At 72.5% G+C, this 17181-nt stretch carries 28 protein-coding genes and 3 pseudogenes; 16 read left to right on the forward strand and 15 right to left on the reverse strand.

The annotated features are described in order from the left end of the window. Positions 1-13 precede the first annotated feature (13 nt). From G5V59_RS17735 to rplJ, 13 genes and pseudogenes are all read right to left on the reverse strand, one after another. Positions 14-679, reverse strand: coding sequence for an MlaD family protein (locus G5V59_RS17735; protein WP_278257358.1), 666 nt, complete (start codon positions 677-679; stop codon positions 14-16). After that, entirely contained in the window at positions 676-849 is a 174-nt protein-coding gene (locus G5V59_RS17740; RefSeq protein ID WP_278257359.1) for a hypothetical protein, read from the reverse strand. The genes G5V59_RS17735 and G5V59_RS17740 overlap by 4 nt, the downstream gene beginning before the upstream one ends. Then, positions 846-1937: an MCE family protein gene (locus tag G5V59_RS17745; RefSeq protein ID WP_278257360.1), complete on the reverse strand. Its 1092-nt coding sequence runs from the start codon at positions 1935-1937 to the stop codon at positions 846-848. The genes G5V59_RS17740 and G5V59_RS17745 overlap by 4 nt, the downstream gene beginning before the upstream one ends. A 7-nt stretch (positions 1938-1944) precedes the next feature. After that, complete coding sequence (locus G5V59_RS17750; RefSeq protein ID WP_278257361.1) at positions 1945-2382, reverse strand: ABC transporter permease; 438 nt, start codon at positions 2380-2382, stop codon at positions 1945-1947. Further along, complete coding sequence (locus G5V59_RS17755; RefSeq protein WP_278257362.1) at positions 2346-2693, reverse strand: hypothetical protein; 348 nt, start codon at positions 2691-2693, stop codon at positions 2346-2348. Before G5V59_RS17755 ends, G5V59_RS17750 begins: the two co-directional genes overlap by 37 nt. A 92-nt stretch (positions 2694-2785) precedes the next feature. Then, positions 2786-2980: an ABC transporter permease gene (locus tag G5V59_RS17760; RefSeq protein WP_278259906.1), complete on the reverse strand. Its 195-nt coding sequence runs from the start codon at positions 2978-2980 to the stop codon at positions 2786-2788. After that, a complete protein-coding gene (locus tag G5V59_RS17765; protein ID WP_341351245.1) occupies positions 2974-3192 on the reverse strand; it encodes an ABC transporter permease in 219 nt (72 codons plus the stop codon). Before G5V59_RS17765 ends, G5V59_RS17760 begins: the two co-directional genes overlap by 7 nt. Positions 3193-3262: 70 nt before the next feature. Next, positions 3263-3865 (reverse strand): annotated as a pseudogene (locus tag G5V59_RS17770) (ABC transporter permease); the annotation flags it as partial. Continuing rightward, a complete protein-coding gene (locus G5V59_RS17775) occupies positions 3747-4094 on the reverse strand; it encodes a hypothetical protein (protein WP_278259908.1) in 348 nt (115 codons plus the stop codon). The gene G5V59_RS17775 and the pseudogene G5V59_RS17770, both read right to left, overlap by 119 nt. Further along, positions 3985-4293, reverse strand: a complete 309-nt coding sequence (locus G5V59_RS17780; protein WP_278257363.1) for a hypothetical protein — start codon at positions 4291-4293, stop codon at positions 3985-3987. The genes G5V59_RS17775 and G5V59_RS17780 overlap by 110 nt, the downstream gene beginning before the upstream one ends. Beyond that, positions 4257-4445 (reverse strand): ATP-binding cassette domain-containing protein, encoded by a 189-nt coding sequence (locus G5V59_RS17785; protein WP_278257364.1) that lies wholly within the window; start codon positions 4443-4445, stop codon positions 4257-4259. The genes G5V59_RS17780 and G5V59_RS17785 overlap by 37 nt, the downstream gene beginning before the upstream one ends. 527 nt (positions 4446-4972) lie before the next feature. Continuing rightward, positions 4973-5367: pseudogene (rplL, locus tag G5V59_RS17790) on the reverse strand (50S ribosomal protein L7/L12). A gap of 77 nt (positions 5368-5444) precedes the next feature. Beyond that, positions 5445-6091 (reverse strand): annotated as a pseudogene (rplJ, locus tag G5V59_RS17795) (50S ribosomal protein L10). A 333-nt stretch (positions 6092-6424) separates the two neighbouring features. Between rplJ and G5V59_RS17800 the strand changes: the two are divergent. From G5V59_RS17800 to G5V59_RS17860, 13 genes are all read left to right on the forward strand, one after another. Further along, complete coding sequence (locus G5V59_RS17800; protein WP_278257365.1) at positions 6425-6655, forward strand: hypothetical protein; 231 nt, start codon at positions 6425-6427, stop codon at positions 6653-6655. Positions 6656-6677: 22 nt separating this feature from the next. After that, a complete protein-coding gene (locus tag G5V59_RS17805; protein ID WP_278257366.1) occupies positions 6678-7073 on the forward strand; it encodes a hypothetical protein in 396 nt (131 codons plus the stop codon). Further along, positions 6958-7584, forward strand: coding sequence for a YcaO-like family protein (locus tag G5V59_RS17810; RefSeq protein WP_278259909.1), 627 nt, complete (start codon positions 6958-6960; stop codon positions 7582-7584). The genes G5V59_RS17805 and G5V59_RS17810 overlap by 116 nt, the downstream gene beginning before the upstream one ends. Further along, the gene (locus tag G5V59_RS17815; RefSeq protein WP_278257367.1) at positions 7581-7925 is read left to right on the forward strand and encodes a hypothetical protein; all 345 of its coding nucleotides are present in this window, start codon (positions 7581-7583) and stop codon (positions 7923-7925) included. The genes G5V59_RS17810 and G5V59_RS17815 overlap by 4 nt, the downstream gene beginning before the upstream one ends. A gap of 90 nt (positions 7926-8015) precedes the next feature. Then, a complete protein-coding gene (locus G5V59_RS17820; protein WP_278259910.1) occupies positions 8016-8594 on the forward strand; it encodes an ATP-binding cassette domain-containing protein in 579 nt (192 codons plus the stop codon). Continuing rightward, on the forward strand, positions 8554-8814 hold the full coding sequence (locus G5V59_RS17825; RefSeq protein ID WP_278257368.1) for a DUF4162 domain-containing protein: 261 nt from the start codon (positions 8554-8556) through the stop codon (positions 8812-8814). Before G5V59_RS17820 ends, G5V59_RS17825 begins: the two co-directional genes overlap by 41 nt. After that, positions 8811-9776 carry an ABC transporter permease gene (locus tag G5V59_RS17830; protein ID WP_278257369.1) on the forward strand — a complete coding sequence of 322 codons (966 nt, stop codon included), beginning with the start codon at positions 8811-8813 and terminating at the stop codon, positions 9774-9776. Before G5V59_RS17825 ends, G5V59_RS17830 begins: the two co-directional genes overlap by 4 nt. Positions 9777-9808: 32 nt before the next feature. Beyond that, a complete protein-coding gene (locus tag G5V59_RS17835) occupies positions 9809-9982 on the forward strand; it encodes a hypothetical protein (RefSeq protein WP_278257370.1) in 174 nt (57 codons plus the stop codon). 20 nt (positions 9983-10002) lie between these two features. Beyond that, a complete protein-coding gene (locus G5V59_RS17840; protein ID WP_278257371.1) occupies positions 10003-10293 on the forward strand; it encodes a hypothetical protein in 291 nt (96 codons plus the stop codon). Beyond that, entirely contained in the window at positions 10290-10670 is a 381-nt protein-coding gene (locus tag G5V59_RS17845; protein ID WP_278259911.1) for a TfuA-like protein, read from the forward strand. The genes G5V59_RS17840 and G5V59_RS17845 overlap by 4 nt, the downstream gene beginning before the upstream one ends. Positions 10671-10687: 17 nt before the next feature. Further along, positions 10688-12544, forward strand: a complete 1857-nt coding sequence (locus G5V59_RS17850; protein WP_278257372.1) for a YcaO-like family protein — start codon at positions 10688-10690, stop codon at positions 12542-12544. A 108-nt stretch (positions 12545-12652) separates the two neighbouring features. After that, positions 12653-13687 carry a LuxR C-terminal-related transcriptional regulator gene (locus tag G5V59_RS17855; RefSeq protein WP_278257373.1) on the forward strand — a complete coding sequence of 345 codons (1035 nt, stop codon included), beginning with the start codon at positions 12653-12655 and terminating at the stop codon, positions 13685-13687. 6 nt (positions 13688-13693) lie between these two features. Next, on the forward strand, positions 13694-13939 hold the full coding sequence (locus tag G5V59_RS17860) for a hypothetical protein (protein WP_278257374.1): 246 nt from the start codon (positions 13694-13696) through the stop codon (positions 13937-13939). On the opposite strand, the gene G5V59_RS17865 is transcribed toward G5V59_RS17860, so the two are convergent. Continuing rightward, complete coding sequence (locus G5V59_RS17865) at positions 13900-14568, reverse strand: hypothetical protein (RefSeq protein WP_278257375.1); 669 nt, start codon at positions 14566-14568, stop codon at positions 13900-13902. The genes G5V59_RS17860 and G5V59_RS17865 overlap by 40 nt on opposite strands. On the opposite strand from G5V59_RS17865, the gene G5V59_RS17870 reads away from it, so the two are divergent. The 3 genes from G5V59_RS17870 to G5V59_RS17880 all read left to right on the forward strand — a co-directional run bounded on the left by G5V59_RS17870 (position 14540) and on the right by G5V59_RS17880 (position 16384). Then, positions 14540-15622: a hypothetical protein gene (locus G5V59_RS17870; RefSeq protein WP_278257376.1), complete on the forward strand. Its 1083-nt coding sequence runs from the start codon at positions 14540-14542 to the stop codon at positions 15620-15622. The genes G5V59_RS17865 and G5V59_RS17870 overlap by 29 nt on opposite strands. 153 nt (positions 15623-15775) lie before the next feature. Then, positions 15776-16087, forward strand: coding sequence for a hypothetical protein (locus G5V59_RS17875; protein WP_278257377.1), 312 nt, complete (start codon positions 15776-15778; stop codon positions 16085-16087). A gap of 72 nt (positions 16088-16159) precedes the next feature. Next, complete coding sequence (locus tag G5V59_RS17880) at positions 16160-16384, forward strand: transcriptional regulator (RefSeq protein ID WP_278257378.1); 225 nt, start codon at positions 16160-16162, stop codon at positions 16382-16384. A 76-nt stretch (positions 16385-16460) separates the two neighbouring features. Here the strand turns inward: G5V59_RS17880 and G5V59_RS17885 are convergent, their stop codons facing one another. Continuing rightward, on the reverse strand, positions 16461-17159 hold the full coding sequence (locus tag G5V59_RS17885; protein ID WP_278257379.1) for a hypothetical protein: 699 nt from the start codon (positions 17157-17159) through the stop codon (positions 16461-16463). Positions 17160-17181: the final 22 nt, after the last annotated feature.

The following is a 17181-nucleotide window of genomic DNA, read 5'->3' on the forward strand; positions in this document are numbered from 1 at the left end:
TCGATGAGCCGGGTCAGCTGGGTGTCCCGGTCCGCGACGTGGTCGAGGACGTAGTCGAGGTTGTCGAGGAGTCGCCCGATGACCTTGTCGCGGTCGGCCAGGGTCTGGGTGAGCGAGGCGGTGCTGGAGAGCAGGCCCTCGAGGGTGCCGCCCTCGCCCTGGAAGACCTGGACGATCTCGTAGGACAGCCTTTGTTGATGTCGTCGGGCGAGAGCGCCTCGAAGAGCGGCTTGAAGCCGTTGAAGAGCACCGTCAGGTCGAGCGCGGGCTCGGTCTTCTTGGTCGGGATCTTCGCGTCCTCGTCCAGCCGCTTGCCGGTGTCGCCCTCCTGGAAGAGCGAGATGTAGCGCTGGCCGAGCAGGTTGCGGTAGCGGATCCGGGCGTGCGTCGCGTCGTTGAGGACGGTGTCGGCGTCCACCTTGAACTTCACCAGCGCCCGGTGCGGGCCGACGACCTTCACGTCCTCGACGCTGCCGACCTTGACGCCCGCGATCCGGATGTCGTCGCCCTTGTTGACGCCGGTGGCGTCGACGAACTCGGCGGCGTAGTCCTTCTTCGCTCCGAACGACAGGTTGCCGATCGTGATGATCAGGACGCTCGTGGCGAGGGCGGTGGTGACCATGAAGACCACCAGCCGGACCAGGTCGCCGCTGGTGCGCTTGTCGAGACCGCGGATCATCGCGTGCCCCCTGCCGCCAGCGGGCCGGCGAGCAGCACGCCGAGGTCGTCGCCTGCGCCGTACTCGGCGTCGAGCGCGCCACGCAGCGCGGCCACGTCGTCGGGCGTGCCGGTGTAGGCGGCCTGGTCGGGCGCCGGGCGGAAGTTGCCCTTGCCGGTGTTGCCGTTCATGCCGTCGTTGAGGTGCGGCAGCGGCGGGTAGGGGTTCTCCTGGCTGTAGGGGATGTCCGGCAGGCCGAGGCAGTTCGGGCCGCGGTCGTCGCCGAACTTCGGGGCGTCCGCCGCGGTGTACTTGCGCGGCTGCTTCTGCAGGGTCTCCAGCACGATGTGCAGGCTCGTAGCCGCGGAAGGCACTGGCCAGGCGGCCCTGGGCCTTGACGATGCCCGCGGCCATGCAGGGGATCGTGACGGCGTACCGGGCGACGGCGCGCAGGATCGGCGTGCTCAGGCTCCCCGGCCTCGCGCAGACTTGGACTCGTTGGCGGCGAGGAAGGAGCGTGCGGTGTCGGAGAAGTCTGCGCACGTCGCGCAGGGTCGCGGTCAGCGACGCCTCCTTCTCCTCCAGCGTGCCGGTCGTCTTCACCGTGTTGTCGAGGATCTGGGCCACCTGGGGGAGGATGTCGGCATAGGTGTCGGACACCTGCGCGGTCAGCCTTGAGGTCCTGCAGCAGTGCGGGGATCTCGGGGTTGATCCGCTTGAGGTAGGAGTCCACGGTCTCGAGGTTCTTGCCGAGTTGCTCGCCACGTCCGTCGAGCGCGGTCGCCAGCGCGGTCAGCGTCGCGTTGAGGTCGGCCGGGCGCACGGTGGTGAGCAGCGGGTAGATGTCGGAGAGAACTTCCTCGAGCTCGGTGGCGACCTTGGTGCGATCGATCGTCGCGCCGACCCGGATCGTGCCCGACGGCCCGGTGTCCGGTACGACGAGGGAGACGTACTTCTCGCCGAAGAGCGTCTTGGGCACGATCGAGCCGGTCACGTTGGCCGGGATCTCGGAGATCTTGTCGGGGTAGATGCCGAGGGTCAGCACGGCGCTCTTGCCCTCGCCGGACCGGGCCTCGAGCACCTCGCCGACGATGACGCCGCGGATCTTGACGTCCGCGCGGGTGGGCGACTGCAGACCGACGGTCGAGGTGGTCAAGGTGACCTTGTCGTAGCTGACGAACTTCTTGGAGAAGGTCGCGTAGGTGAGCCAGACGCCGAGGAGCAGCAGGCACACGAAGATCACGCCGAGCGCCTTGTGGGCGGCCAGGATGCGGTTCATCGCCCGATCACCCCGCCAGCCTGACAGTGGTCGAGGCGCCCCAGATCGCCATCGACAGGAAGAGGTCGATCACGTTGATCGCGACGATGCTGGTCCGCACCGCCTTGCCCACCGCGACGCCCACGCCCGCGGGACCGCCGGAGGCGGTGTAGCCGTGGTAGCAGTGGATCAGGATCACGACCACCGCGAAGACGAGCACCTTGCCGAAGGACCACAGCACGTCGCCGGGTGGCAGGAACTGGTTGAAGTAGTGGTCGTAGGTGCCCGTCGACTGACCGTAGAACTTGGTCACCACCAGCCGGCTGGCGACGTACGACGACAGCAGGCCCACGACGTAGAGCGGGACGATCGCGATGAGACCGCCGACCACGCGGGTGGTGACGAGGAACTGCATCGACGGGATCGCCATCACCTCGACGGCGTCGATCTCCTCCGAGATCCGCATGGCGCCGAGCCTGGGCGGTGAAGCCGCAGCCGACGGTCGCGGCCAGCGCGATGCCGGCGACGAGCGGGGCGATCTCGCGGGTGTTGAAGTAGGCGGAGACGAAGCCGGAGAAGGCCGCCGTACCGAGCCTGGTTGAGCGCGGCGTACCCGGACAGGCCGACCTGGGCGCCGGTGAAGAAGGTCATCCCGATGATGACGCCGACGGTGCCGCCGATGACGGCGAGCGCACCGGAGCCGAGGGTGACCTCGGCGAGGATCCGCAGGATCTCGCGCGGGTAGCGGGTGATCGAGCGCGGCAGCGCCAGGAGCACCTTGATGTAGAAGGACAGGCTCGTGGCCGAGGGTGTCCAGGCCCTGCACGGGCCGCTGGTAGACCGCCTTGATGTTCGACATGTCCGCGACCTCAACCCGTCTTCGGGGGCACGACTTGGAGGTAGATCGTGCTCAGCGTGAAGTTGACGACGAACAGCAGCAGGAAGGTGATGACCACGGACTCGTTGACGGCGTCGCCCACGCCCTTCGGGCCGCCACCGGCGTTCATCCCCTTGTACGCCGCCACGATGGCCGCGATCAGACCGAAGATGAGCGCCTTCAGCATGCCGATCCACACGTCCGGCAGGCTGGGCGAGCGCGGTGAAGCCTGGCCAGGTAGGCGCCGGGGGTGCCGTCCTGCAGGATCACGTTGAACACGTAGCCGCCGGCGACGCCGACGACGCTGACCATGCCGTTGAGGAAGACCGCGACCAGCATGCAGGCGAGCACGCGAGGAACGACGAGGCGCTGGATGGGGTCGATGCCCAGCACCATCATCGCGTCGAGGCTCCTCGCGGATCTTGCGCGCGCCGAGGTCGGCCGCGATCGCCGAGCCGCCGGCGCCGGCGATCAGCAGTGCCGTCGCGATCGGGCCGGCCTGCTGGATGACCGCGAGCACGGAGGCGGAGCCGGTGAACGACTGCGCGCCGAACTGCTTGATCAGGCCGCCGACCTGCAGCGCGATGACCGCGCCGAAGGGGATGGCGACCAGCGCCGTCGGCACGATGGTGACCGAGGCGATGAACCAGGCCTGCTGGATGAACTCACGTGTCTGGAACGGACGCCGGAAGAGGCCTCGCGCGACGTCGAGAGCGAACGCGAAGAGCCTTTGCCGGCGGTTCCGACGGGCTGGAGCGCCCTTGCAACCGTCAGGGACATGTGGGTCAGTGCTGCTGGGAGCCGCTGGCGTGCTCGGCTTCCTTGGTGAAGGAGCCCGGCGGCGGCGTGATGCCGTTCTCGCGGCACCACGCCCCGGGCTCACGCTGGGCCCGGCGCGGGATGCCGTTGGAGGGCTCGAGCCTGCAGCGGGATCGGCGGCAGCGCGGGCAGGCTCATGTCCTTCTCGGCGGCGAGCCTGGTCGGCGTCCTTCTCCTCCGACATCCCGATCGGGCCGACGGTCTGGGCGTTGAGGAACTGGCGCACGACAGGCTCGTCGGAGGACAGCAGCATCTCGCGGGGGCCGTACATGGCGAGGTGCTTGTGGTAGAGCAGACCGATCTGGTCGGGCACGACGCGCACCGAGTGCACGTCGTGGGTGACGATCAGGAAGGTCGCGTCGATCTGGGCGTTCAGGTCGACGAAGAGCCTGGTTGATGAACGACGTGCGCACCGGGTCCAGCCCGGAGTCCGGCTCGTCGATCAGCAGGATCTCGGGGTCGAGCACGAGCGCGCGGGCCAGGCCGGCACGCTTGCGCATGCCGCCGGAGATCTCGCCGGGGAGCCTTCATCTCGGCGCCGAGCAGACCGACGAGGTCCATCTTCTCCATGACGATGTCACGGATCTCGGACTCGCCCTTCTTGGTGTGCTCGCGCAGCGGGAAGGCGACGTTGTCGTAGAGGTTCATCGAGCCGAACATGGCGCCGTCCTGGAAGAGCACGCCGAACAGCTTTGCGGACCTCGTAGAGCCTCCTTCTCGGAGCAGGAGGCGATGTCGGTGCCCTCGATGACGATCGAGCCCTCGTCGGGCTTGATGAGGCCGATCAGGGCCTTGAGGAAGACCGACTTGCCGGTGCCCGACGGGCCCAGCATCACCGAGATCTCACCGGCGGGCAGCGTGAGCGAGACGCCCTTCCAGATGAGTCTGCTTGCCGAACTGCTTCGTCAGGTTCGTCACCGCTACGTCGACGCCCATGTTGACCTCTTCCTCCGCTGACCCCGGGTCGTGCTCCGTGGGAACAACGCGAGCACGTGGCGCACGTTACGCGTTCCCCGTGGCGCCCGTCACGCCAACCCGACTATCGAGACCCCGAATGTACTCACCAGTAGCCTCCGGCGCGAGGCACTGCCGGAGCGCGACTTGTGGGTTCCCACCCGCGAGTTGTGGGTTCCCACCCGCGAGTTGTGGGTTCCCACCCGCGAGTTGTGGCTTTCCACTCCGACCTGGGCCTCTGCTCGCTGGTGCGAAGTGCCAAGTCGCGGGTGCGAAGTCCCAAGTCGCGGGTGCGAAGTCCCAAGTCGCGGGTGGGAAGTCCCAAGTCGACGGAGCGGGACCAAATGCCCGAGGCCGGCAGGAGCGGTGCTCCTGCCGGCCTCGGTGCTGACGGATCAGCGAGAGGTCACTTGAGGGTGACGGTGGCGCCGGCGCCCTCGAGGGACTCCTTGGCCTTGTCGGCCGTCTCCTTGTTGACCTTCTCCAGGATGGCCTTGGGCGCGCCCTCGACGAGGTCCTTGGCCTCCTTCAGACCGAGGGAGGTCAGCGCGCGCACCTCCTTGATGACGTTGATCTTCTTGTCACCAGCGGCCTCGAGGATGACGTCGAACTCGTCCTGCGCAGCGGCCTCCTCGGCACCGCCCGCGCCACCGCCGGCGGCGGGAGCGGCGGCAACGGCGACCGGGGCGGCGGCGGTGACGCCGAAGGTCTCCTCGAACTGCTTCACGAACTCGGAGAGACTCGATGAGGGTCATCTCCTTGAACGCGTCGAGGAGACTCGTCAGTGGTGAGCTTCGCCATGGTGGCGGTTCCTTTCTCAGGTGGCCCGTCGACTTCCGTCGCAGGGCCGGGTTTCAGGTGGTGGTGACGCCGAGGCCTCAGGCCTCGGCGGGCTCCTCGTCAGAGGCAGCCTCGGCGGCGGGCTCCTCGGTGGGAGCCTCCTCCTCGGCGGGAGCCTCGTCAGCGGCGGCCGGCGTGCCGGCACCACCTGCGAGGATCGAGGGGTCCTCCTGCGCCTTCGCCTCCAGGGCGCCGGCGAGCCGGGCAGCCTGGGCGAGCGGGGCGTTGAGGAGGTAGACGGCCTGGCTCAGCGAAGCGAGCATCGCGCCCGCCAGCCTTGCCCAGGAGCACCTCGCGGGACTCGAGGTCGGCCAGCCTTGCCGATCTCGGTCGCGTCGAGGAGGTTGCCGTCCAGAACGCCACCCTTGATGACCAGGGTGGGGTTCGCCTTGGCAAAGTCACGCAGACCCTTCGCCGCCTCGACGACGTCGCCCTTGATGAAGGCGATCGCGGTCGGGCCGGTGAGCAGGTCGTCGAAGCCGTCGATGCCCGCCTCCTTGGCGGCGAGCCTTGGCCAGCGTGTTCTTGACCACGGCGTAGGCTGGCGTTCGCACCGAGGGAGCGGCGAAGGTCCTGCAGGCTCCTTGACGGTGAGACCGCGGTACTCGGTCAGCACAGCGCCTGCGGACTCGCTGAACGACTCAGCGATCTCCGCGACGGCGGCCTGCTTGTCTGCCCGCGCCATGGGTCTCCTTCCGGATGGGGACCGCCGCACTCGTCCAGGAAAGACGAACGCCCCGAGCGCAGGCGCTCAGGGCGTGGACAACGGGCGAGGCCCGCGGTGCTGCTCTGATCCCCTGCGCAGGCGTCCACTTCCGTGGAACCTTCGGCCCGGACTTGGCAGCCCGGACAACCGGCGGTCTAAAGGTTTCGAGGGCAACGGTACGGCGCCCGCGGCGCCCCGCCAAATCGGGGACTGTCCGGACCCGGACATGGCCGCTTGACCCCGCTTCTGAGGGGGTAGGGGCCGGGTCACGATTTCTGCAGCAACGACCCATCTCGGAAGGAACTACCCCCCATGGCTCCTCGCAGCGCCTCCCGCTCGCCCCGTCGTCTCGCCCGCCTGGCCCGCCGTGCGGCCGTCGTCGGCTCGCTCGGCATCGCCGGCACTCTGCTCGCCGCCGCGCCGAGCAACGCGCAGCCGGTGCCGCCGGCGCCCCCGACGACCGGGACCATCGTGGTCGGCGGCGTCATCGTGATCCCCGTGCCGGACATCCACACGGCCCTGGACAACTGGGGCTGGGAGTAGTCCGGACCCCGACGGCCCGCTCGTGACCGTGCCGACCGCCCCGCCCGCACCCGCCCGGCCGCGGGCCGCCCTGGACCTGCTGGGACTCCTCGACCCGGCAGCCGGGTTGGTCCGGGCGCACTCCGCGGAGCCTCCGGGCCTCGCGGGCGACGGGCTGTGGCGGGTGGCCATCCAGGCTCGCCTGCCCGCACCCGCCGCCGACGAGCAGCACCGCGCTCACCTCGTGCGTGACCGGTGCCTGTGCGCTGACCCGGCGCGACGCGCTCGTGCGGGCGGTGGGCGAGGCGGTCGAGCGGCTGGCCCTGCACGGCGGGCCGGAGGCCACCTCCGGCACGCCGTACGACGGCAGCGGGCTCGCCGCCCTGCACGCTCCGCTGACGCACCCGGTCCGCCGCTACGCCGGCACCCGGGTCCGTGACGGGGCACGGCTGCTGGTGCCCGCAGGCCTGGTGGACTACCCGGCCGAGTCCGAGGGACCCGCGTTCGACCCGGGCCCCTCGGGCACGGCGTCCGGGATCGGCCACGAGCGGGCGCTGCGCTCGGCGCTGCTGGAGACGATCGAGCGGGACGCGGTGATCGTGTCGTGGACCCGGCGGCGGCGTACCCGTGCCGTCGACGTGGACGGGCTGCTCGCCGGCGGCGCGCCGGACGCCTCGTGGCGCCGGGTGGCCGACCTGCTCGCCCTGGTCCGCCGCGGCGGGATGGAGCCGGTGCTCGCCGAGTCTGCCGCTGTCGGTGCCCGGGCTGGTCTGCGTGGTGGGCGGGGTGCGGGTGGAGACACCCACCGGCCCGGCGCTCTGCGTCGGCGCCAAGGTCTCCGACGACCCGGGCCATGCCGTCGCGGGCGCCCTGGAGGAGAGCCTGCAGGCTGTACCGCAGCCTGCTCGCGGTCCGCGCCGCCGCGACCGAGCCGCCGCCCACCGTCGTGACCGGCGACAACGACCGGCTCGCCTTCCTCGCCTCGCCGCGGGGCGCCGCGAGCCTGGCCGCGTGGCTGGCGGACCCGCTGCCCTCGACCTACCCGCTCGCGCTGCCGCCGCTCGCCACCGGCGACCTGCTCGCCGCGCTCCTCGCCGACGGCCTCGACCCGATCGTGCTCGACCTCACCGACCGGCTGCCCGAGCGGGTGCGGGCGATGGGCTGGTCGGTGGTGAAGGTGGTGCCGGACGGCTACCAGCCGCTGCGGATCGACGAGCGCACGACGTACGGCTGGAACGAACGACGCCTCGGCCCCGGCACCCGCTGCCCCGACCCCCACCCGCTGCCGTGAGCGGCGAGCCTGCGGGTCACCGGCCTCATCAAGGCCTACGGCGACAGGACGGTCCTCGACGGCGTCGACCTCAGCGTCGGGCCCGGCCAGATCCTCGGCTTCGTCGGCCCCAACGGCGCCGGCAAGACGACCACGATGCGCGCGATCATGGGCGTGCTGACCCCGGACGCGGGCACCTGCACCTGGCAGGGCCGGCCCGTGGACCGGGCCGCGCGGCGGCGCTTCGGGTACATGCCCGAGGAGCGCGGGCTCTACCAGAAGATGGCCGTCGGGGCGCAGATCGACTACTTCGGGCGGCTCTACGGGCTCGGCCCGGCCGCCGCCCGGCGGGCGACCGACGACTGGCTCGAGCGGCTGGAGATCGGCCGCTACCGCGACGCCGCGGTGCAGACCCTGTCGCTGGGCAACCAGCAACGGGTGCAGTTCGCGGTCTCGCTGGTGCACGACCCGGAGCTTCTCGTGCTCGACGAGCCGTTCTCCGGGCTGGACCCGATCGGCGCGCAGGCGCTGGTGGTGGTGCTGCGCGAGAAGGCCGCGGCCGGCGTGCCGATCGTCTTCTCCAGCCACCAGACTCGACCTCGTCGACCGGCTGATCGACCGGATCACGATGCTCAGGGACGGGCGGATCGTGCTCGACTCCTCGGTCGCCGACGCCCGGCGCACCGGTGAGCCCCGGCTGCGGATCCGGGTCTCGGGCGCGGGCGAGGACTGGGCCGGCCGCCTGCCCGGGCGGGTCGTGGAGACCGACGCCGACGGCACCGCCGTGCTCGACCTCGACGGGGCGGACCCGACCGGCGTGCTCACCACGGCGATGGGGCTCGGCACCGTCGAGCACTTCGCGTGGGACGAGCCGACCCTGACCGACCTGTTCCGGGAGGCGATGGCGTGAGCGACGTCTGGCTGGTGGCGCGCCGCGAGATCGAGTCGCGCATCCGCAGCAAGGGCTTCCTGCTCGGCCTGCTCGCGAGCACGGTCGCGGTGGTGGCGTTCGTCGTCGTGCCGTCCCTGATCGGCGAGGACGACTACACCGTCGCCCTGGTCGGTACGACGAGCAAGGAGGCTCGCGCCCGTGGTGGAGCAGGCTCGCCGACCAGGCGGGCCTGCAGGTCGAGCCTGGTCACCGACCAGGACGAGGCCGCGGCGCGGAAGGGCGTCGAGGACGGCGACCTCGACGCGGTCGTGCTCGACGACGACCGGCTGCTCACCGAGGGCGAGCCGGACGGGGCGCTCAGCGCGCTGCTCGACTCCGCCCACCAGTCCCTCACCGTGCAGGACCGGCTCACCGGGCTCGGCCTGAGCGCGGCGCAGCAGCAGTCGGCACTCTCGGTCGCCCCGCTGAGCCGGGAGACGGTCGGCGACGAGGCGGCCGACAGCGGTGCCCGCACCGGGCTGGCGCTGCTGCTGATGGTCGCGCTGCTCATGCTGCTGATGACCTCGGCGATCGGCGTCGCCATCGGGGTCGTGGAGGAGAAGGGCAACCGGATCGTCGAGATCCTGCTCGTCGCCGTACGGCCCTGGCAGGCTCCTCACCGGCAAAGCTTGCTCGCCTTCGGGCTGCTCGGCACGGTCCAGGCTCGTCGTCCTCGGCGCCGCCGGGCTCGGCACGGCCGCCATCACCGGGATGACCGACGACCTGCCGCACGGCTCGGCGGTGATCTTCGCGGCCGCCGCTGGCGGCTACCTGCTCGGCTTCCTCTTCTTCGGCTCGCTGGCCGCGGCGCTGGCCTCCCTGGTGTCGCGCCAGGAGGAGGTCAACGGCGCGCTCGGTCCGATGAGCGCGTTGATGGTCGGCTCCTACCTCGGCGCCTTCGTCGCCCTGCAGGAGCCCGGCTCCACCTTCGCCCAGCCTGATCTCGCTGGTTCCGCCGTTCTCCTCCATGGTGATGCCGGTCCGGCTCGCCACCGGGGACGTCGCGAGTCGGCAGGTCATCCTCAGCGTCGTCCTCACCATCGTCGCCGTCGCCGTCGTCACCCTCGTCGGCGGGCGGGTCTACGAGCGCTCCGTGCTGCGCACCGGCGCCCGGATCTCGCTGGTCGACTCCCTGCGCAACTCCTAGCCCCCGATCGGAGCAGCACCGTGTCGCACCTCTCGCCGGTCCACGTCTTCACCGGCCCCACCCTCACCGCCGAGCAGGTCCACAGCGTCCGGCCCGACGCCCACGTGCACGAGCCGGTCCGGCACGGCGACCTGATCGCTCTGGACGCCCCGGCGGGCGCGGTCGTGGTGATCGTCGACGGGCTGTACCACCAGCAGGTGTCGGTGCGGCACAAGGAGATCCTCGAGCCTGATCGACCGCGGCGTGCACGTGGTCGGCTGCTCCAGCATGGGCGCGCTGCGCGCCGCCGAGCCTGCACCAGGTGGGCATGATCGGCGCCGGCACCGTCTTCGGGATGTACCGCGACGGGGTCATCGACGCCGACGACGAGGTGGCCGTGGTGCACCTGCGCGAGGGCGACCTGTCGGCGCGCAACGTCCCGCTCGTCGGGGTCCGGGTCGCCACCGCCGCCGCGGTGGAGGCCGGTGTCCTCTCCCCCGCCCTGGCGGACCGGCTCGTGGCGACCTGCCGGAGGCAGCACTACACCGAGCGGTCGTGGCCGGCCCTGCGTCGTACCGTGCTGCGGGAGACGCCGGAGGCGGAGGCCGAGCCTGGACGCCCTCGACGCGTTCCGCGCGGACCGTCCGCAGGCCGCCGCCGTCAAGGCGTACGACGCCCTGGAGACCCTGGCCCGGCTGGAGGAGCCTGACCGCCGCACCCGCGCGGGTGCGCAGCGCGGACACCTGGCGCAACCCGCACGTCTACGACTGGGCGGTCGAGCACCGCGTCGTGCCCACCGACGGGGTGGGGGTCAGCGACGCCGCCGTGCTGCGCCACCGCCAGGTGTACGACGCGGACTTCCCCGCCACCTGGCGTGCTTTCGTCGTCGGCGAAGCTCGGCACGAGCGAGGAGGAGGTCGCCGCGCAGTGGGTCGGCGTGATCGGCGCCGACAGCCCGTACCTGCTCGACACCGAGCGGGACCTGCCCGCGCCCGAGTCGGTGCTGCGCACCCTGGTCCGCGCCTTCGCTCCCCCGCGCGGCCTGCACGACCTGCGCCGGGCCCGGCCCGACCTGGTCGACGCACCGGCGCTGCGGCAGGAGATCGCCCGGGCGGCGCGGCTCAACGACGAGACCTGGTGGCGCAACAAGGAGCGCCTGGTCGACCGGCTGCCGCAGGAGCGGCTGCTGCGCCACCTCGCCGGGCTGTGGGCCTGCTCGCCGGACCACACGGTGCTGCTCGCCGCGGCCCGCGACCGCGGCCTGCCGAGCCTGGACGAGGCGGCCGCCGCCGTCCGGCCGTCCTTCCTGCGCGACCACGCCGACGAGGGCGGCACCCTGAGCACCCGATGGAGGCTCGCATGAGCACCGGCACCCGCAAGGTCCACACGAGCGGCACCCACCGCACCCGCGCCCCCGAGGAGACCTGGGAGATCATCTGCCCGCGCTTCGAGCGCTACGGCATCACGCGGGTCTCCGACGTCACCGGCCTCGACCACCTCGGGATCCCGGTGGCGATGGCGACCCGGCCGCTGTCCTGGACGCTCAGCGTCTCGCAGGGCAAGGGCCAGAGCCTGCTCCTGGCGAAGGTCTCCGCGGCCATGGAGGGCATCGAGTTCTGGCACGCCGAGCGGGTCCGCCCGCCGGTGACGCACCGCGCCGTCGCGGCCGCGGACCTCGACCTGCCCTACGACGTGCGCGAGATCGGGATGACACCCAGCCCCTTCCTCAGCGAGCGCACCCCGCTGGACTGGGTCGACGCCGTCGGCATGGAGACCGGGCAGACGGTGCCGGTGCCGATCGACGAGATCTGCTTCCGCGATCCGGCGGCGCACCGGTGGTCCCCCGTCGACCTGCGCCCGAGCAGCAACGGCCTGGCCTCCGGCAACTGCCGCGAGGAGGCCGCGCTGCACGCGCTCTACGAGGTGATCGAGCGGGACGCCCTGAGCCGCCCGACGCTCGCCGAGATCGCCGCCGCGCCCTCGATCGACCCCTCCAGCGTCCCGGACCCGGTCTGCGCCGCGATGGTGGAGGCGATCACCGGTGCCGGCGGGCAGATCTCGATCGCGCTGCTGCCGAGCCGGTTCGGCGTACCGACCTTCAAGTGCCTGGTCTGGAGCCTGGGACTTCCCGGTCGTCTGCGGCGGCAGCGGCTCCCACGGCGACCCGCTCATCGCGCTCTCCCGGGCCGTCACCGAGGCGGCTCAGGGTCGGCTGGCGGCGATCGTCGGCAGCCGCGACGACCTGGAGCACTTCTGGAGCACGATGGACCACGCCCACCAGCACGCGCGGATCAAGGGGCAGTTCCCGGCCCCCACCGCGTCGTACGACGAGGCGACGGCGGGCTTCGGGCAGCACCACGACGACCTCGGCGAGGAGCCTGGCCGCGATGGTGCGCCGGGTGCGGGAGGTGGTGGGCAGCGAGCCGCTGCTGGTCGACCTCAGCACCGACGACGACATCTCCGTGGTCAAGGTGGTCGTGCCGCGCAGCGCGATGGCCTTCGAGCGGGTCCACGTGCGCACCCAGCGGGGTGCCTGACACGGCGGCGCGAGCCCTCCCATTCTTCGCTCGCTCTCAGGCATGAACCGGGTCGCTGCGGGCTATCCTCTGCTCGTTCACCGTGCCGATCGGGCTCGCGCTTGTGGGGAGCCTGCGCTCGACCGGCACAGGGCACGAGGGGAAGGGATGTCCCGTGCTGTACCCGTGGGGCGACAGCGAGTCACCGGACGCGCTCGGCGGACGGCTCGCCGAGCTCGGGCTCGACACCAACGCCGAGCGGGTCTACCGCACGCTGCTGGCCGACCCGGAGGCCGATCGCGAGACCATCCGCGACGCCATCGGCATCTCCGAGCCGGACCTGGGCGACGCGCTGAACCGCCTGGCCGCCCTCGCCCTGGTGCACGACGCCCGTGACGCGCAACCGCGGCTGATCAACCCCGACGCGGCGCTGACGGCGCTGCTGGCGCAGTACGAGTCCGACATCGCCAGTCGCAAGGTGCGCCTGGAGGAGAGCCGGATGGCGATCGGGCAGCTGCTCGAGGCCCGGCACGCCGCGGCGCCGGACTCCCTCGACATCGAGCGGGTGATCGGGCTGGACGCGGTGCGCCGGCGGATCGAGGACCTCTCCCAGCGCTGCTCGCACACGATCTGGTCGTTCAACCCCGGCGGCGCGCAGTCGGCGGAGAACCTGCGCCGCTCGCGCCCGCTCAACCAGGGAGACCCTGGCCCGCGGCATCCGGATGCGCGCGGTCTACCTCGACTCGGTCCTCAACGACGAGGCGACCGTCGAGCACATCAACTGGCTGAGCGACCTCGGCGGCGAGGTGCGGGTGACCCCCACCCTTCCGCTGCGCATGATCGTCGTCGACAGCGAGGTCGTCATGGTCCCGCTCGACGACGACTCCGCGCAGGGGGCGATGGTCGTCACGGGCCGCGGGATGGTGACGGCCCTGTCGGCACTGTTCACCTCCACCTGGCGCACGTCCAAGCCCTTCGGCCCGCGCCGGCACCGCGAGCGCGGCCGACCAACGAGCAGGAGATGCAGGCGCTGCGGCTGTGGGCCCAGGGCCGCACCGACCGTGCCGTCGCCAACGCCCTCGGCGTCTCCGAGCGCACCGTGCGCCGGATGGCGGAGTCCATCAACGCCCGGCTCGGTGCCCGCAGCCGGTTCGAGGCGGGCGTGCGGGCCCGCGACACCGGCCTGCTGACGAGCGAAGACCTGCTCTGAGCCGCGATGAGCGCCCAGCCCGAGGTCGTCGACACGGCCGCCGCCGCGGCGGACCTCGCCGCACGGGCACTCGACCCCGCCCGGCGCCGGCCGCTGGTCGCGGTCGCCGCCCGCTCGGGTGCGCCGCTGCTCGACGTCCCCGGGCTGCTCGCCACGCTCGGCGAGCGCGCCAGCGTGCACCTGCTCACCTCCACCGAGGCGACCTGGGAGGCTCAAGCGCCGCCTGCCCGAGGGCCTCGACGTCTTCGGTGACGCGGTGCGGGTCTGGCGCCCCGGCCTGGGCCCGGCCAGGCTCCTCGGACGAGCACCCGCTCGTGCTCCTCGACGACGCGACCACGGCCGATCCCACCGTGCTCGACCGGGTCGCCGCGGCGGTCGCGGGCTCCGGCCGGGCGACGGCCGGACCGACCCGCAGCGAGCAGGTCGCGGTCGTCGTGGCGGTGCGCGAGGAGGAGGCCGTCGTCCGGCTGGCCGACGGGACGCCCGCGATCCTGCCGGCGGCCGAGGCCGCCCCGGTGCGCGCGCCCCTGGCGCGGCTGGTCCGGGTCGCGCAGACCCTGCGCGTCCGCGTCACCGGCTGGGACGGCAGGCGCCGCCTGCTGGTCAGCGCCGCCGCGCTCCAGCCCGATCCGCGCGAGCGACTGGCCACCGAGGCGCCGGTCGGGGCGAGCGTCGCGGGCCGGGTGGTCGCGCTGCGGTCCTACGGCGCGCTGGTCGAGTCTGCTGCCCGGGGTCGAGGGCCTGGTGCACGTCAGCGAGGTCGCCGAGGACCACGTCGGCCACCCCGAGGAGCGGCTGCAGGTCGGCCAGCGGGTGTGGGCCCGAGTGCTGGCCCACGAGGGGTCCGAGCGCGTGCTGCTGTCGCTGCGCGACGTGCCCACGGGCGGGGTGCGGCCCGCCCTCCTGCTCGACGGCCCGCCCTGGCTGCCCGACGACGACGCCCCCGAGCCGGTGGTGCTCCCGCTGGCCGCGGAGCCTGCCGCCCGGGCCCTCCTTCGGCGACCACGCGCCGGCGCCGGCGGCCACGAGCGGCGGCATCGCCGACCAGATCCGCGAGTCTGGACGCGGCAGCCGAGCGCGCCCGGAGCGCGGGCGAGGACTACCGCCGGCTGGTCGCCGGCACCGAGCAGCACCTCGCCGAGTCTGCGCGCCCAGGCGTCCGGCCTGGTCACCGACCTCGAGCAGGACCTCGCCGACGCGCGGCAGCGGGTGCTCGCGACCCTGGAGGACGCCTCCGCGGGGCTCGTCGACAGCACCCAGAGCGCGCTGGACCAGGCCCGCGCCGAGGTACGACGCCTCCGGGCCGAGCTCGCCACCGCCACCGAGGAGGGCCGGCAGGCTGCGGCGAGACCTCGACCACGCCCGGACCCGCGCGGAGCGGGCCGAGCGGTCCGCCCAGCGCTCTCGGGCCCAGGCCCACGAGCGCAAGGAGACCGCGGCGGCGCTGCGCGACGAGCCTGGACGCACAGGTGCCCGAGAGCCGGCGCCTGGTGGCGGCGATCCGGTCCAGGCTGGGCGCGGCGCACGACGGCGGCGGACCGCGAGCGGTACCCGTGGCGCGAGCCGGTCGTGGGACCGGAGTTCCTGGACTCGCTGCGCCGGGTCGAGGGCATCGGCATGGACCGGGTGCACGAGGTCTGCGCCGAGGTCGCCTGCGGGCGGGCACCGGACCGGCCGGGTCTCGGCGTCCACCCGCTGCGCGCGACCGACGGCACCGGCAACGGCTCGCGGCAGCGGGTCCGCGAGGACGGAGCGCTCGCCTTCCGCGCCAGCCTGCAGGTTCGCACCGCGGCCGCCCGTCGGCTGCACTACTGGGTGCTCCCGGACGGCCGGGTGGAGCCTGGCCCGGATCGGCTACCACGACGACTTCACGATCACCTGAGCCGACCTGCGATGGGGCGAGAACCCCCTGGAATTCGGGTCATTCTCACTTGACACTCTGGAAAGTGAGGCGGACACTTTCCAGTATGGAAAGTCTCGGAAAACCTGACCCCACGCAACGCGAGGCGCGCGACGCGCTCGGCCTCGCCGACAAGGCCGGCTCGGCCGTCCGCAACCCGGTCCTCCCCCTCCTGGTTCTTCGCCGCGATGGCGGTGCTCGTCGCCCTGGTCCTGCTCGCCCAGATGCTCGACACCGCGCAGCGCTCGACCGTCATGTTCGGCGCGGTGGCCATCGCGCTGCTGCTCAACATGCAGGTCCAGAACAAGCGCGGCGTCTCCTTCGCCGCGTTCCGGTTCCGCGACCTGGCACCCTTCCTGATCACGATGCTCGTCGTCATCGGCGGCACCGCCGTGGTCTACGCGATCACCGAGACCGCGTGGGTCTGGGCCGTCGGCGCCGGCCTGTCGGCAATCGTCGTCCTGGTCACGGGCGCTGCCTACCAGCGTCGTACCGCCTGAGCATGACCGCCGCCGACGACCTCGACCCGGTGATCCACCCCGCTCACCGGCTGCGGATCTGCGCGATGCTGCATGCCGCGCAGGAAGTGGAGTTCGCCGCCGTGCAGGCACATCTCGGGATCAGCGCGTCGGTCCTCAGCAAGCAGGCTGGCCTACCTCTCCGAGGCGGGCTACATCGCCCAGCGTCGCGTCCGGACCGGGTCCCGCTACCGCGTGTGGCTGCGGATGACCCGGTCCGGCCGCGAGGCCTACCGCCGCCACCACGCGGCCCTCGTCGCCATCGTCAACGGCGGCTGACCTCCCTCCACGTCACGACGCCCGGACCGGCTCTGGCCGGTCCGGGCGTCGTGCGTCCGTGGGGGGTGCGGGCGGATCAGTCGGCTGGGGCGTCGCGCCGTACGTGGGCGGCGAAGGCGATCGCGGCCAGCACCCCGGCGTACGCCGCGAAGAGGGCGAAGCCCGCGCCGTCGCCGGTCTCACCGACCACGGTGCGGCTGGCGCCGACGGTCTTGAACGGCAGGTAGGCGCCGACGTCCTCCGGGAGCAGGAGCACCAGCACGGTCTCCACGCCGAGCGACCACAGCAGGAGCAGGGCGATCGCGGCGGCGCTGCTGCGCAGCAGGGCACCGACCGAGATGCCGATCGTCACCGCCACCGGTACGACGAGCAGGCTGACCAGGTGCGCAGGCCACTGGTCGGCCGCGAACGGCGAGCCCATGGTGGCGTCGGCCCCGAGCGCCGCGCCGATCAGGACGAGGAGCAGCACGACGACGGCAGCGCCGAGACCGAGCAGCACGCCGGCGACGTACTTGCTGGCGAGGAGCAGGCCCGGTCGCGGCACCAGACCGGCCGCGATCCGGTAGGTGCCGGAGCAGAAGTCGGAGGTGGCGACGAGGACGCCGAGCACCATGGCGACGTAGGCGAAGTACTCCATCGGCAGGGCCACCGGCTCCGGCGCGGCCGGGCCGATCGGCTGGTCGCCCGCGGCGGCCACCGCGACCGCGATCGCGGTGACCGCGGCGGTGCCGAGCACCAGCGTGACCAGGTGCGAGCGCACGGTGGTGAACTTCATCAGGCTCGGCCTGGGTCAGCCG

This window comes from Nocardioides convexus, from assembly GCF_011090295.1.